The sequence below is a fragment of the Janthinobacterium sp. SUN211 genome (assembly GCF_030587315.1).
GTDB classification, from domain to species: domain Bacteria; phylum Pseudomonadota; class Gammaproteobacteria; order Burkholderiales; family Burkholderiaceae_D; genus Janthinobacterium; species Janthinobacterium kumbetense.
In genome coordinates this window covers 375324-389056 of sequence record NZ_JAPWIC010000006.1, presented here as the reverse complement: position 1 = coordinate 389056, position 13733 = coordinate 375324, and the positions used below count along the sequence as shown (strand labels likewise).

Genomic DNA, 13733 nt, shown 5'->3' with positions numbered 1-13733 from the left:
TACCGAATTATACGCGCAGCAGATCGATCGACTTGCCCGATTCCACCCATTGCCTGACCCACAGCGGCTGGCGGCCACGGCCTGTCCATTGTTCGGTCGCATTGTCAGGATGGCGGTAACGCACCGCGACTTTGCCCGTGCGCGGGTGCAAGCCGTCGAGTATCAGTTGTTTCAGCGGAATGCCCGCCTGCTGCGCGATGGCCATGATCTGTTCGCGCGCCTTGTTCAAATCTTCACGTTCGCGGCTGTTCAATTCCTGCTTGATATTATCTTCCAGCTTGCGCAATTCCAGCATCGTCATCGTAGACAGATCCATCCCGTACATCCTTTATATTAATTTAAATAATAAAATAAGCGTGAAATATACTACATTGCATAAACATCTGCGTAGCATTGCATAATCCATCGCCTATTGAATCACGGCTATCGGCTTATTTATCTGCTCCACATTAAGATTCAATGAAAAATATGCCGAAAGTGCGCGTATAAAATAAATAAACATGGATGAGTGGTATTCCGGCCTCCTGCGCAGGCCGCTTGCAAGACCAGCGTGGCGCGGCTATCCATTCCGATAAACACGCTGGCGGATGATTATCGATATACGCCAGCGGGAAATGCCGCCCCATTAAATCTCCGGCAGCATAATCTGCATCCGCTTTTCTTCCCGCCGGCCGTGCGCGAAATCGGGTACCGACCAGGAATGCACCCAACACCAAAGGGCAGGCATGCTTATAATGCAGGCGCGTAGTTCACTTCACCCCGGCACATATGAAAACTTACTTTATCGGCGATCTGCAAGGCTGCCATGCACAAACCATCGAACTGATCGAACGGATCCAGGCGGCAGCGAATGGCCCGTACCGCCTGCTGTTCGCGGGCGACCTGATCAACCGCGGCCCGGCCTCGCTGGCCACGCTGCGCCACGTGTACGCGCTGGCGCAGCAGGGACTGGCCGACAGCGTCCTGGGCAACCATGACTTGCACCTGCTGGCCGTGGCCAACGGCATCCGCCCCGAGCATGCGTCCGATACGCTGGCCGAGATCCTCGACGCACCCGACCGCGACGAGTTGATCAACTGGCTGCGCCAGCGGCCGTTGGCACTGGAGCACGACGGCCACGTGCTCGTGCATGCGGGCTTGCTGCCGCAATGGAGCGCGGCCCAGGCCCTGTCCCTGAGCGGGGAAGTGTCCGCGATGCTGCGCAGCGACAGCTGGGTGGCCTTCCTGCGCACCATGTACGGCAACGAGCCGGCCGCCTGGCGCGACGACCTGCAGGGCGCCGACCGGCTGCGCTGCATCGTCAACGCCATGACGCGGCTGCGCTTTTGCACGCCGGAAGGCGTGATGGACTTCAAGATGAAGGAGAGCGGCAGCCCGCCGCCAGGCTCCGGCCTGCTGCCGTGGTTCGACGTGCCGGGACGGCGCAGCGCCGGCGACACCATCGTCTTCGGCCACTGGTCGGCGCTGGGACTGCAGCTGCGGGAGCACCTGATCGGACTCGATAGCGGCTGCGTCTGGGGTGGAAAACTGTCGGCCGTGTGCCTGGAAGACCGCTCGCTGCTGCAAGTCGCCTGCCCCGCCTTCCAGCAGCACAGCGGCAAGCGCTAGATGGCAAGCATGGCGCGCATATGCTTAGTCGAAATCGGTCGTTGGCCTTGCCGCGCGCAGCCCGTATGATGCAGCTTTTGCCTTTGCGATCCCATGCATCCTGATACCGACAGACTGGCGCGCTGGCTGCTCGGCAGCCTGGAACTCGACACCGCCGTCCTGCATGTAGGCCAGTACTGCGGCCGCTGGCGCGCCTCCACGGCGGGCCGGGAACTGGGCAGCTTTCACCTGGTGCTCGATGGCCACTGCTATTTGCACCTCGACGGGGCGCCGCCGATTGCGCTCGGCCCGCGCGACGGCGTCTTCCTGCTGCGCGACTTGCCGCACTTCCTCAGCCCACACAGCGACCCGCTGCAGGCGGTCAGCGCGCAAGCCATGCTGCCGCTGCAGTCGTCCACGGACCAGCCGGCGACGGCGCTGGCCTGCGGCTTCTTTCAATTTCGCGGCGCCCTCTCCGCGCTGATCGTCGACTCGTTCCCGCCGTACCTGCTGATACGCGGCGACGCGCCCGCCTTCAGCGCCGCTGCGGCGCTGTTCGACCTGATCCTGGCGGAAGCCGGCGGCGACCCGGAACAACCGTCGCCGCTCATCGCACGCCTGGTCGAACTGCTGCTCTTTTACCTGATACGCCATGTGGCGCAGGGCGAGCAGGTGGCGGCCGGCATGCTGTCGCTGCTGCACCAGCCCGCATTTTCGCCGCTGCTCGAACGCATGCTCGATGCCCCCGCCGCCGACTGGTCGATCGAGAACATGGCCAAGGCCGCGTGCATGTCGCGCGCCAGCTTCTGCAAGCATTTCGCCAGCGCCAGCGGCCACTCGCCGGCCCAGTTCCTGCTCCTGCTGCGCATGAAGATCGCCGCGCGGCGCCTGCACGATGGCGTCTCCGTCGAACGCGCGGCCGAACTGGTGGGCTACCGCTCGCACGCCGCCTTTACGCGCGCGTTCAAGCGGGTCACGGGCGAACAGCCAGGCGCCTACCGGCGCGACCAGCGCCAGCGCCAACTGGCCAGCTGAAATCAAGGATCGCACAATCGCAGACGAACGAGCACAAAAGGACGACGCTGACGTCTGTTACCTGCACGGCATGGCCGATATAATGCATGAGTGACTTACCAACTTAGCAAGGTACCCCATGTCCCGTCTGACGCTGCACACTCTCGATACCGCCCCGGCCGATAGCCGCCCCTTCGTGGAAAAGGCCATCGCCAACAATGGCTTCCTGCCCAACCTGATCGGCGTGCTGGCCAATGCCCCGCTGGCCCTGGAAACCTATCTGACCGTCTCCGGCATCAATGCGCGCGCCAGCCTGACGTTAATGGAACGCGAAGTGGTGCAAATCACGGCCGCGCGCATCCACGGCTGCGATTTCTGCATCGCCGGCCATAGCGCCATCTCGCTGAAAAAAGCGGGCCAGACACCGGACACCGTGCGCGCGCTGCAGCATGGCCAGCCGACGGGCGATACAAAGCTCGACGCCGTCGCCGCCTTCGCCACGGCCGTCATCGCCACGCGCGGCGCCGTCAGCGACGCCGAATATCAAACCTTCCTGGCGGCCGGCTACAACGAACAGCAGGCGCTGGAAGTGGTGCTGGGCATCAGCCTGGCCACCCTGTGCAATTTCTCCAACAGCCTGGCCGGCACGCCCGTCAATCCGCAATTGACGCCCTACCTGCCTGGCGCCGTCTGACATGGGCCACCTCAATCACTGGCTGCACACGCATGCCGACCAATTGGACCAATCGTCGGACCTGGCTGAAACCATTTTGCCGGCTCTCGCTGGCGACCAGTTGCTGGCCATCGGCGTGCCGCAGGAACACGGCGGCGCGGGCGGCGACGTACGCGACGCCATCGACGCCATCGCCAACGTGGCCGAACAATCGGTGACGGCCGCCTTTATTTTCTGGGGCCAGCGCTGCTTCATCGAATTCCTGCTGCAAAGCGAAAACCGCGCGCTGGCCGAACGCCGCTTGCCTGACCTGCTGGCAGGCACGCAGGCCGGCGCCAGCGGCCTGTCGAACGCCATGAAATTCTTGTCCGGCATCGAGCAACTGCAAATCACGGGCGCGCGCCACGACGACGGCTTGCTGGTCGACGGCGGCCTGGCCTGGGTGACGAACTTGCGCAAGGCAGGCTTTGTCGCGGCAGCCGCCGTGGCGCCGAACGATGGCGCGCCACCCGTCATCGTCGCCTTCGACAGCGGCACGGCAGGCGTGCAGCGCAGCGACGACCTGGACCTGATCGCCCTGCGCGGCAGCAATACCGCTTCCGTCAAGCTGGCGCAGGTGCACATTCCCGCCGCGGACATCATCAGCGACAACGCGCCAGCCTGGCTGCCGCAGGTGCGCCCATCGTTCCTCGGCATGCAGTGCGGCCTGTCGATCGGCCTGGCGCGCGCCAGCCTGGCCAAAGCGGCGCAAATTTCCGCCGGCTCGCGCAACCAGCTCACGCCGCGCATCGAAGCACTGCAAGCGACCCTGGAGGCCGCCGTCGCGACCTTGCTGGCCGGCGTGCACGATGGCCGCTTCAAGACGCAGGCGCCGGCCATGTTCCGCCTGCGCATACAGCTGGCCGACGTGCTGCAGCAGGCGCTGATGCTGGAACTGCAAGCCATGGGCGGGCGCGCCTACCTGAACGCCGAGCAGCAGGGCTTTGCCCGCCGCTGGCGCGAGTCGTCGTTCATCCCCATCGTTACTCCCAGCCTGACGCAATTGCAGGCAGCCTTGCAGCTGTTCGACAGCCAGCAGGCGGCCAAAGCGGCAGGAGCGCCGGCATGACGGCAGCGACGCAAGACTGGGCGCTGCAGGCGCAGGAGCTGAGCTACGCCTATCCGGGCACGGCACCCGTGTTCCAGCACGTCTCGCTGGGCGTGCGCAAGCGCGAAATCGTCTGCCTGCTGGGCGGCAGCGGCTGCGGCAAATCGAGCCTGCTGCGCGTGCTGGCCGGCTTGCAACCGCCGTCCACGGGTGAGATTCAATTCCTCGACGCCCCCATGCGCGAACCGGACCCGCGTAGCGCCCTCGTCTTCCAGCAAGCCAGCCTGCTGCCCTGGCTGAACGTCACGGGCAATGCCGGTTTTGGCCTGGACTTCAAGCACCAGCCCAAGCTGACGCGCGAAGCGCACCAGGCGCGCGTGGCACAAGCCATCGAGGCGGTGGGCTTGAAGGGACGCGAAAAGCTGTATCCATCCGCCCTCTCCGGCGGCATGGCGCAGCGCGTGGCGCTGGCCCGTGCGCTGGCGCGCGAACCGGAACTGCTGTTCGCCGATGAACCGTTTTCCGCGCTCGACGCCATCACGCGCGCCGAGATGCAGTCGCTGCTGGTCGACGTGGTGCACCGCTGGCACACGGCCGTGCTGCTGGTCACGCACGATATCGATGAAGCGATCCTCGTGGCCGACCGCATCCTGCTGATGGGCGGCAAGCCGGGCAACATCGTGCGCGAATGGTCCGTCGCCATCGATCAGCCCCGCATCAGCCACAGCGCCGACGTGATCGCCCTCAAGATGGACATCCTCGACGCCCTGCAGGCGCTGCAAAAGCAGGATCAAACGCCCGCCTTCGCTCCCAATTAATCGACCGGAACTTTCCCATGACATTCGAAGATCAAAACAAACCCCTGCATATCTGCGCCTCGTCCGATTGCGACTGCGGCCTGACGCGGCGCGACTTCCTGCGCATGTCGGCGCTGGCCACGGCCAGCGTGGCTTCTCCCCTGCTGTTCGCCGGTGACGCCATGGCCCAGCAAGGCCCAAAAGGCGACGACCAGCCCGTGAAAATCGGCTACCTGCCAATTACCGACGCCACCCCGCTGCTCGTCGCCCACGCCCGCAAGCTGTTTGAAGCGGAAGGCCTGCAGGCGGAGACGCCGCGTTTGTTCCGCAGCTGGGCGCAAATCATCGAAGCCTTCGTCGCCGGCCAGGTCAACGTCATCCACCTGCTGTCACCGGCCACCCTGTGGGTGCGCTACGGCGCCAAGTTCCCTGCGAAAGTCGTGGCATGGAACCACGTCAACGGCTCCGCGCTGACGGTGGCCAACGAGATCAACAAGGTCTCCGACCTGGGCGGCCGCACGGTCGCCATCCCGTTCTGGTACTCGATCCATAACATCCTGCTGCAGCAGATCCTGTCCTCGAACGGCCTGATCCCGGTCACGCGGGCGCGCAATGCGGCCATCAAGCCGAATGAAGTCAACCTGATCGTGCTGGCGCCGGCCGAAATGGTCTCGGCCCTGGCCAGCAAGTCCATCGCCGGTTACATCGTGGCCGAACCGTTCAATGCGGCGGCGGAAAACGCCGGCATCGGCAAGATCCTGCGCTTCTCGGGCGACGTGTGGAAAAACCATGCGTGCTGCGTCACCTTCCTGTCCGAGCGCGACATCAACACGCGTCCGGAATGGGCGCAGAAGGTCACCAACGCCATCGTCAAGGCGCAGCTGTGGACGCGTTCGAACCAGGTCGACACGGCCAAGCTGCTGTCGAACGTGGGCGAACACCGCTACACGCCGCATCCGCTGCAAGTGCTGACCAAGGTGCTGGCCACCACCGATTACTCCGGCTATGAAAAGCAGGGCCTGATCGTGCACAAGAACTGGCAGCAGCGCCGCATCGACTTCCAGCCATATCCGTTTGCCTCGTACACGGAAGAACTGGTGCGCGCCATCGGCCGTACCAAGGTGGAAGGCGATACGCGCTTCCTGGCCAACCTCGATCCGAAGTTCGCCGCGCGCGACCTGGTCGATGACCGCTTCGTGCGCAAGGCCATCACGGCAGTCGGCGGCCCGGCCGCCTTCGGCTTGCCGGCCAACCTGCTGCGCAGCGAAACCGTGGCGGTCTGACGATGGCAAGCAAGTTGTTCACGAAGTTCGGCCTGCCCCTGGTGGGGCTGGCCTGTGCCTTGCTGCTGTGGTCCATGGGCGTGACGGCGCTGGAGAAATCCACGCCCATCGCCACCGCCTTTGCGCCGCTGCCCACGGCGCTGGCGTTCAAGGAGATGCTGGGCGGCTCGGATATCTGGCTGCATGTGGTATTGAGCCTGCAAAGGGTGGCCGTGGGCCTGGGACTGGCGATCGTCATCGGCGTGCCGCTGGGCGTGCTGGTGGCCATGTCGAAGAGTTTTTCCGGCGCGGCCATGCCGCTGTTCCAGCTGCTGCGCATGATTTCGCCACTGTCGTGGATGCCGATCGCCGTGATGGTGCTGGGCGTCGGCGACGCGCCCGTGTACTTCCTGCTGGCGTTTGCGGCAGTCTGGCCGATTTTGCTCAATACGGCGGCCGGCGTGGCGCGGCTCGATCCGAACTGGCTGCTGCTGGCGCGCAGTCTGTCGGCCACGCGCAGCGAAATCGTCTTCAAGGTGATTTTGCCGGGCATTACGGCCGACATCCTGACGGGCGTGCGCCTGGCCATCGGCATCATCTGGATCGTGCTGGTGCCGGCGGAAATGCTGGGCGTGTCGGCCGGTCTCGGCTACTTCATCCTCGATACGCGCGACCGGCTCGCGTATTCGGAGCTGATGGCCGCCATTGTGCTGATCGGCATACTTGGATTTATCCTCGACTACCTGGCCCGCGCAGCGCATGCGCGCTGGCTGCACGTCAAAAACTAGGCGGTTTTTTCCAGCGGCAGCGCGGCGGCCACCGCCGCCTGCGTTGCCGTCGCCAGTTCGCGCCGGTGCGCATCGAACGTCGCCACTGGCGCCAGACAGGTCAGGCGCGCCGTGATGGGCGGGCCGCTCAGGATTGCCACCATGCTTTGCGCAAAACTCATTTCGCCGATGAAGTCGACGGCGTGATGCAGTGCTCCCTTGTCATCCACATACACGAGCGCGAACGGCTGCACCGGCACTTGCGCGTCGATGGCCGCCTCGAACAGGTTGGCGTGAAACGGCAGTATCTGTCCCTGCGCGGCGGTGGTGCCTTCGGGGAAGAACGCGATGCGCTCGCCCGCCGTCAATTTATCCACCAGGCCCTGGAAGATCAGGCGCAAATCGCGCTTGCTGCCGCGCGAAATGAAGATGGTGCCGGCGCGCCCCGCCAGCCAGCCCAGGATGGGCCAGGCGCGGATTTCCGCCTTGGCGACGAAACGGCAGGGGTGCACGGCATTGATGACGAAGATATCGAGCCACGACACGTGGTTCGCCACCACCATCGCATGGTCGAGCGCCGGCACGCTGTCTGCCGGCTGCGCCACGTGCACGCCGCAGATGTCGAGCAGCTGCGTCGACCAGCGGCGGATGCGCCGGTTGCGGCCCTCCAGGTCCAGCCAGGGAAAGAGCACGGCGCTCTTGGCCATGCCGCAGCTCAGGTGAATGGCGATGCGCGCGAGGCGGTAGGTAAGCAGAAGTTTCAAATCACACCAACAAATAAACCAGAACCGAAATCCGGGAGCAGACAAGGGATGCCGGGGCAGCGTGCCCCGGTCCACGGATCTGATTTTTTAACGCTGAAACGCCACCTGTCCGGCGACGATGGTCGCCTTGACGATGCCGCTCAGCTCATAGCCGAGGAAAGGCGTGTGCTTGCCCTGGCTGGCCAGCGACGCCGACGACACGGTCCAGCGCGCGGCGGGGTCGAAGACGCAGATGTCGGCAGCTTCGCCCACGGCCAGGCTGCCGGCAGGGATGCCGGCGACACGGGCCGCATCGGACGTGACCTTGGCTACGGCGCGCGCCAGCGGACGGGCGCCCGCCTGCGGTTGCGCCAGCGCATAGTCGTCGGCCCATTTCAGGGCCAGCGACAGCAGCAGTTCGAGGCCAGTGGCGCCGGGCGACGCTTCGCCGAACGGCAGCAGTTTCTCATCGTCGTCGACGGGCGTATGGTCCGAGCACATGGCGTCGACCGTACCGTCGAGCAAGCCGGCGCGGATCGCATCGCGGTCGCGCTGACTACGGAACGGCGGCGTGACCCTCGCGTTCGGGTCGAAGAAACCGATATCGGCGTCCGTCAGGTGCACATGGTGCACGCCCACGTCGCAGGTGACGGGCAAGCCTTCGGCCTTGGCGGCGCGGATCAGTTCCAGGCCCGCCGCCGACGAAATGCGGCACAGGTGCACGCGCGCGCGGCTGGCGCGCATCAGCTCAAAGATCGTGTGCAGCGCGATGGTTTCGGACATCACGGGCACGCCGGACAGGCCCAGGCGCGATGCCAGCGGACCGCTATGGGCGATGCCGCCGCGGCCGATGTGCGGGTCTTGCGGGCGCAGCCAGACCGTGTAGCCGAAGGTGTTCGCGTACTGCATGGCGCGCAGCAGCACAGTGGTGTCTTCGATCGGCTCTTCCGCCTGCGCGAAGCCGATGCAGCCCGCTTCCGTCAATTCGGCCATTTCCGTCAGCGACTTGCCCTTCAATCCCATGGTCAGTGCGCCCAACGGATGCACGTGCGCCTTGTTCTGCGTCTTGGCGCGGTATTTCAGCATTTCCACCAGGCCCGGCTCGTCGAGCACGGGATCGGTGTCGGGCGGGCAGACCAGGCTCGTGACGCCGCCCTGGAGAGCTGCCTGCAATTCCGATTCCAGCGTTGCCTTGTATTCGTAGCCCGGCTCGCGCAGGCGCGCGGACAGGTCGACCAGGCCGGGGGAGACCACCAGGCCGGCCGCGTCAAAGGTAGTATCAGCCTTGAAACCGGCCGGGGCGCTGCCCACGGCCAGCACCTTGCCGTCGGCGATAAACAGGTCTTGCAAGCCATCGATGCCGTTGGCAGGGTCGATCAGGTGGCCATTCTTGATATGTAGTGTCGTCATGCTCGCTTACTCGTCCTTGGGCTATCAGCCCTGATTACCAGCCAAAATACTCATCACCGCCATGCGCACGGCGATACCGAACGTCACCTGCGGCAGAATCACCGCCTGCGGACCGTCGGCCACGGCCGAATCGATCTCCACGCCGCGGTTCATCGGGCCCGGATGCATGACGATGGCGTCCGGTTTTGCCAGCGCCAGGCGCTCGGGCGTCAAGCCATAGCTCTTGAAATATTCCTGCGCCGACGGCAGCAGCGCGCCGCTCATGCGTTCATTCTGCAGGCGCAGCATGATGATCACGTCGACGCCTTTGAGGCCTTCATCCATGTTAGTGAAGGTGCGCACGCCCATCTGTTCCAGGCCGCCCGGCAGTAGGGTATGCGGGCCGATGGCGCGCACTTCCGGCACGCCCAGGGTGGTCAGCGCGTGGATGTCGGAACGGGCCACGCGGCTGTGCAGAATGTCGCCCACGATGGCCACCGTCAGGTTGGTGAAATCCTTCTTGTAGTGGCGGATCGTGTACATGTCGAGCAAACCCTGGGTCGGGTGCGCGTGGCGTCCATCGCCCGCGTTGACCACGTGGACGTGCGGCTGCTTCGTGTCGATCAGGTGCTTGGCGATCAGGTAGGGTGCGCCCGACTGCGCATGGCGCACGACGAACATGTCAGCATGCATGGCCGACAGGTTGTCGATGGTGTCGAGCAGGGACTCGCCCTTGCTGGCCGACGACGCCTGGATGTTCAGGTTGATGACGTCGGCCGACAGCCTTTTTGACGCGATCTCGAAGGTGGTGCGGGTGCGTGTGGAGTTTTCAAAGAACAGGTTGAAAACGCTCTTGCCGCGCATCAGCGGCACCTTTTTCACATCGCGGTCGGAGATGCCGACGAACGAGGAAGCGGTATCGAGGATGTGGTTGACGATAGACTTCGGCAAGCCTTCAATCGTCAGCAAATGTTGCAGTTCGCCGTGTTTATTCAGTTGCGGATTAAGCATGGTGGGTATCTATGGTGAGCGTGAATTTTCCATCGTTGGCTTGCTTCAGGACCAGGGCCTGGCCCGGCGGCACGGCAGTGAAGGCGGCCACGAAATCGGCGGCCACCGGCAGCTGGCGTTCACCGCGGTCGACCAGGGCGGCCAGCATGATCTTCGCCGGGCGGCCATAGTCGAACAATTCGTTGATGGCCGCGCGCGTGGTGCGGCCCGTGTACAGCACGTCGTCGACCAGCAGGATGGTGGCGCCGGCCACGTCAAAGCTGATTTGCGTCGGCTTGACGTCGGCATGCAGACCCTTCTGGGCGAAGTCGTCGCGGTAGAACGAGACATCGAGCACGCCCAGGCGGTCGAGCAGGTTCAGGTCGCGCGCCAGGCGTTCAGCCAGCCAGGCGCCGCCCGAATGGATGCCGACGATGGCCACGTTGGGGATGCCCGCCAGGCCGCTCTGCACCTGTTGCAGCAAGACCGCGTACAGGGCCTCGGCGTCGAGTTGGGAAGGATTCGTAGGATGCGGCATAGGGTTCTTGATCATTCAGGAATGGGTCAAAGGTCAGATTAATAATTCGCGTCGAAATACTGTTGCAGGATGATGGCGGCGGCGCGGTCATCGATGACTTCACCGCGCTTGGCGGCGATGACGGCCGATGAATAACGCTCGTCGACCAGTTCCACCGGCAGGTTGAAGCGGCCATGCACCTGGTTGGCGAAACGGCGGCAGCGCGCGCTCATTTCGTGTTCCGTGCCATCTGGATGGCTGGGCAAGCCCACTACGATGCGGCTCGCGCCCCACTCCTTGATCAGGCTATCGATGGCGGCAAACTTCGGCTCATTCGCCGTGGCCGTGATCACGCTGAGCGGCTTGGCCTGGCAAATCATGGTATTGCCGATGGCCACGCCGATGCGTTTCAAGCCGAAATCGAAGGCGAGGATGGTGTCGATGGCGTCACCGCTCATGCGTGGCCAGCCTCGCTGGCGAGCATGAGCGGATCGATACCGAGCAACTTGATGGCCGCCACGTAGCGCTGCTCGATGGGGAAATCGAACAGGATGTCGGCCGAGGCGCCCACCGTCAGCCAGCCGTTGCGGCCGATCTCGTCTTCCAGCTGGCCCGGGCTCCAGCCCGAGTAGCCGATCGAGACCAGCATGCGCTCGGGGCCATCGCCCTTGGCGACGGCTTCGAGCACGTCGATCGAGGTGGTAAACGCCACTTCATCGGTCACCGTCAGCGACGAGGAATAGCGCGCGCCCGGCGTATGCAGCACGAAGCCGCGGTCGTCCTGCACCGGGCCGCCAAACATGATCGGTTCGTTGATGATGGGCGTGTCGCTGCCGGCCGCCAGTTTCAGGTCGATGCGGTCGAACAGCACTTCCATGGTCATGTCGGTGGGCTTGTTGATGACGACGCCCAGCACGCCGTTTTCATTATGTTCACACACGTACACGACCGTGCCGCCGAAGATCGGATCTTGCATGGCCGGCATCGCAATGAGGAAATGGTTGGCCAGATTCAGGGTGGAGGAACCGGTCGCGGCCGGCTCTCCCACACCCTGCATCAAACGATGTCCTGGTAGAGTCTGGTCGATTTTACTCTTTTTCATACGCGATGCTCTCTCTGTGGGCTTGCTGGCAAGTCTCGCTTACCCCGCTATCGTACGCCTGGCACCTCCTGCCGCGAATGTTGGGCGGCGAGAGCCGTGTTGCCAGGCGCTATTCTTGTTATGTTATAAATTAATGGTCAATTCGCTTTGCCTGCAGGCGCATTTCAATGCCAATTGTAAAATTGATTGCAAAATCGCTGTCGCACATAAAGCACCACGAACATACCCGGTAGTTTACACTGAATTGCCGCCGCAGCGACGCCAAAGGCGCGACGCGAGCGGCGATAAAGCCCCGTTGGCGGCAAAAAATGGCCTATCTTTGACCCTGAACACGCGAAATAATGACAATCAAGACTTCCCTGGTGTGGTTCCGGCGCGATCTGCGCGCGTTTGATCATGCTGCACTGCATCACGCCCTGTGCCAGAGCCTGGCCGTGCATTGCGTCTTCGTGTACGACACCGCCATCCTGGCGGCCCTGCCGCGCCGCGACCGGCGGGTCGACTTCATCCATGCCAGCGTGGCCGAGCTCGCTGGCGAGCTGCGCCAGCTGGGCGGCGACCTGATCGTGCTGCACGCGGACGCGGCCGAGGCCATCCCGCGCCTGGCCGCCGAATTGAACGCCGACGCCGTCTTTGCCAACCACGACTACGAACCGCAAGCCATCGCGCGCGACGCCACGGTGGCCGCCGCGCTCACGCGCGATGCGCGTCTGTGGTTCAGTTTCAAGGACCAGGTGATCTTTGAAAAGGATGAAGTGCTGACGCTCTCGGCCAAGCCGTATACCGTCTACACGCCCTACAAGAATGCCTGGCTGAAGAAAATGCGCGCGGAACCAGGCTGCCTGGCGCCATTCGCTATCGAGCCGCATGCGGCCAGCCTGGCGCCGCCGCGCGCCGGCGCGCCGGTGCCCCTGCCCACCTTGGGCGAGCTGGGTTTCGAACCGAGCAACCTGGCCGAGCTGGCCATTCCCACCGGTATGTCGGGCGCCAGCACGCTGTTCGAGGATTTCCTGCCGCGTGTGGCCCGCTACGACGTGGCGCGCGATTTTCCCGCCTTGAAGGGGCCGTCCTACCTGTCCATGCATCTGCGCTTCGGCACCGTGTCGCTGCGCTACCTGGTGCGCACCATCGTCGACCTGATGGACAGGGGCGGCGGCGGCGATGGCGCGCCCGTGTGGCTGGCCGAACTGATCTGGCGCGATTTCTACGCCATGATTTTGTACCAGAACCCGCACGTGGAAGGCGGCGCCTTCAAGCCGGCCTACGACGCCATCGCCTGGGAAACGGGTCCCGAAGCCGATGCCGCCTTTGCCGCCTGGTGCGAGGGGCGCACCGGCTATCCACTGGTGGACGCGGCGATGGCGCAGCTGAACCAGACGGGCTATATGCACAACCGCCTGCGCATGGTCACGGCCTGCTTCCTGATCAAGGACCTGGGTATCGACTGGCGCCGCGGCGAAGCGTATTTCGCGCTGCACCTCAATGACTTCGACCTGGCGTCGAACAACGGCGGCTGGCAATGGGCTTCGTCGTCCGGCTGCGACGCCCAGCCCTACTTCCGCATCTTCAATCCGATCACGCAATCGGAAAAATTCGATGCCAGCGGGCGCTTCATCCGCCGCTATCTGCCGCAGCTGAAGGCGCTGGGCGACAAGGAAATCCACGCACCCTGGCTGGTGCCGCGCATGCTGCTCGAGCAAAAAAACATCGTGCTGGGGCGCGACTATCCGGAACCGCTGGTGCAGCACGACGAGGCGCGCAAGGAGACCCTGGAGCGTTATGCCGTGGTGAAGGTGGTGGCGTAG

The 13733-nt window shown here is 64.1% G+C and carries 15 protein-coding genes; 8 read left to right on the top strand and 7 right to left on the bottom strand.

Annotation, left to right across the window (positions count from 1 at the left end):
• Positions 1-7 precede the first annotated feature (7 nt).
• Entirely contained in the window at positions 8-316 is a 309-nt protein-coding gene (locus tag O3301_RS21585) for an H-NS histone family protein (RefSeq protein ID WP_289917266.1), read from the bottom strand.
• Positions 317-768: 452 nt separating this feature from the next.
• Here O3301_RS21585 and O3301_RS21580 point away from each other — a divergent pair, with 452 nt between their 5' ends.
• From O3301_RS21580 to O3301_RS21550, 7 genes are all read left to right on the top strand, one after another.
• Positions 769-1608 (top strand): symmetrical bis(5'-nucleosyl)-tetraphosphatase, encoded by an 840-nt coding sequence (locus tag O3301_RS21580; RefSeq protein ID WP_305057451.1) that lies wholly within the window; start codon positions 769-771, stop codon positions 1606-1608.
• Between the two features lie 93 nt (positions 1609-1701).
• Entirely contained in the window at positions 1702-2622 is a 921-nt protein-coding gene (locus O3301_RS21575) for an AraC family transcriptional regulator (RefSeq protein ID WP_305057450.1), read from the top strand.
• A gap of 118 nt (positions 2623-2740) precedes the next feature.
• Complete coding sequence (locus O3301_RS21570) at positions 2741-3295, top strand: carboxymuconolactone decarboxylase family protein (protein WP_099666548.1); 555 nt, start codon at positions 2741-2743, stop codon at positions 3293-3295.
• A 1-nt stretch (position 3296) separates the two neighbouring features.
• Positions 3297-4382, top strand: coding sequence for an acyl-CoA dehydrogenase family protein (locus tag O3301_RS21565; RefSeq protein ID WP_305057449.1), 1086 nt, complete (start codon positions 3297-3299; stop codon positions 4380-4382).
• Positions 4379-5179 (top strand): ABC transporter ATP-binding protein, encoded by an 801-nt coding sequence (locus O3301_RS21560; RefSeq protein ID WP_305057448.1) that lies wholly within the window; start codon positions 4379-4381, stop codon positions 5177-5179. The genes O3301_RS21565 and O3301_RS21560 overlap by 4 nt, the downstream gene beginning before the upstream one ends.
• Positions 5180-5196: 17 nt before the next feature.
• Entirely contained in the window at positions 5197-6441 is a 1245-nt protein-coding gene (locus tag O3301_RS21555) for an ABC transporter substrate-binding protein (RefSeq protein ID WP_305057447.1), read from the top strand.
• 2 nt (positions 6442-6443) lie between these two features.
• Complete coding sequence (locus tag O3301_RS21550) at positions 6444-7208, top strand: ABC transporter permease (RefSeq protein ID WP_101482751.1); 765 nt, start codon at positions 6444-6446, stop codon at positions 7206-7208.
• Here the strand turns inward: O3301_RS21550 and O3301_RS21545 are convergent.
• The 6 genes from O3301_RS21545 to O3301_RS21520 form a co-directional block, all read right to left on the bottom strand.
• Positions 7205-7951 carry a 1-acyl-sn-glycerol-3-phosphate acyltransferase gene (locus tag O3301_RS21545; RefSeq protein ID WP_289913204.1) on the bottom strand — a complete coding sequence of 249 codons (747 nt, stop codon included), beginning with the start codon at positions 7949-7951 and terminating at the stop codon, positions 7205-7207. The genes O3301_RS21550 and O3301_RS21545 overlap by 4 nt on opposite strands.
• Positions 7952-8038: 87 nt before the next feature.
• The gene (locus tag O3301_RS21540; protein WP_289913203.1) at positions 8039-9340 is read right to left on the bottom strand and encodes a dihydroorotase; all 1302 of its coding nucleotides are present in this window, start codon (positions 9338-9340) and stop codon (positions 8039-8041) included.
• 24 nt (positions 9341-9364) lie between these two features.
• Positions 9365-10330, bottom strand: coding sequence for an aspartate carbamoyltransferase catalytic subunit (locus O3301_RS21535; protein WP_034746695.1), 966 nt, complete (start codon positions 10328-10330; stop codon positions 9365-9367).
• Positions 10323-10847, bottom strand: a complete 525-nt coding sequence (gene pyrR, locus O3301_RS21530; RefSeq protein WP_305057446.1) for a bifunctional pyr operon transcriptional regulator/uracil phosphoribosyltransferase PyrR — start codon at positions 10845-10847, stop codon at positions 10323-10325. The genes O3301_RS21535 and pyrR overlap by 8 nt, the downstream gene beginning before the upstream one ends.
• A 38-nt stretch (positions 10848-10885) precedes the next feature.
• Positions 10886-11284 (bottom strand): Holliday junction resolvase RuvX, encoded by a 399-nt coding sequence (gene ruvX / locus O3301_RS21525; protein WP_223278885.1) that lies wholly within the window; start codon positions 11282-11284, stop codon positions 10886-10888.
• Entirely contained in the window at positions 11281-11883 is a 603-nt protein-coding gene (locus O3301_RS21520; RefSeq protein WP_034746689.1) for a YqgE/AlgH family protein, read from the bottom strand. Before O3301_RS21520 ends, ruvX begins: the two co-directional genes overlap by 4 nt.
• A 386-nt stretch (positions 11884-12269) precedes the next feature.
• Between O3301_RS21520 and O3301_RS21515 the strand changes: the two genes are divergently transcribed.
• Positions 12270-13733: a deoxyribodipyrimidine photo-lyase gene (locus tag O3301_RS21515; RefSeq protein WP_305057445.1), complete on the top strand. Its 1464-nt coding sequence runs from the start codon at positions 12270-12272 to the stop codon at positions 13731-13733.

Excerpts from the sequence above, each read along its gene's own strand:
- O3301_RS21540 (WP_289913203.1), bottom strand. The coding sequence starts at position 9,340 with ATGACGACACTACATATCAAGAATGGCCACCTGATCGACCCTGCCAAC.
- O3301_RS21555 (WP_305057447.1), top strand. The coding sequence starts at position 5,197 with ATGACATTCGAAGATCAAAACAAACCCCTGCATATCTGCGCCTCGTCC.
- O3301_RS21515 (WP_305057445.1), top strand. The coding sequence starts at position 12,270 with ATGACAATCAAGACTTCCCTGGTGTGGTTCCGGCGCGATCTGCGCGCG.
- O3301_RS21570 (WP_099666548.1), top strand. The coding sequence starts at position 2,741 with ATGTCCCGTCTGACGCTGCACACTCTCGATACCGCCCCGGCCGATAGC.
- O3301_RS21550 (WP_101482751.1), top strand. The coding sequence starts at position 6,444 with ATGGCAAGCAAGTTGTTCACGAAGTTCGGCCTGCCCCTGGTGGGGCTG.
- O3301_RS21585 (WP_289917266.1), bottom strand. The coding sequence starts at position 316 with ATGGATCTGTCTACGATGACGATGCTGGAATTGCGCAAGCTGGAAGAT.
- ruvX (WP_223278885.1), bottom strand. The coding sequence starts at position 11,284 with ATGAGCGGTGACGCCATCGACACCATCCTCGCCTTCGATTTCGGCTTG.
- O3301_RS21560 (WP_305057448.1), top strand. The coding sequence starts at position 4,379 with ATGACGGCAGCGACGCAAGACTGGGCGCTGCAGGCGCAGGAGCTGAGC.
- O3301_RS21580 (WP_305057451.1), top strand. The coding sequence starts at position 769 with ATGAAAACTTACTTTATCGGCGATCTGCAAGGCTGCCATGCACAAACC.
- O3301_RS21575 (WP_305057450.1), top strand. The coding sequence starts at position 1,702 with ATGCATCCTGATACCGACAGACTGGCGCGCTGGCTGCTCGGCAGCCTG.
- O3301_RS21535 (WP_034746695.1), bottom strand. The coding sequence starts at position 10,330 with ATGCTTAATCCGCAACTGAATAAACACGGCGAACTGCAACATTTGCTG.
- O3301_RS21520 (WP_034746689.1), bottom strand. The coding sequence starts at position 11,883 with ATGCAGGGTGTGGGAGAGCCGGCCGCGACCGGTTCCTCCACCCTGAAT.
- pyrR (WP_305057446.1), bottom strand. The coding sequence starts at position 10,847 with ATGCCGCATCCTACGAATCCTTCCCAACTCGACGCCGAGGCCCTGTAC.
- O3301_RS21565 (WP_305057449.1), top strand. The coding sequence starts at position 3,297 with ATGGGCCACCTCAATCACTGGCTGCACACGCATGCCGACCAATTGGAC.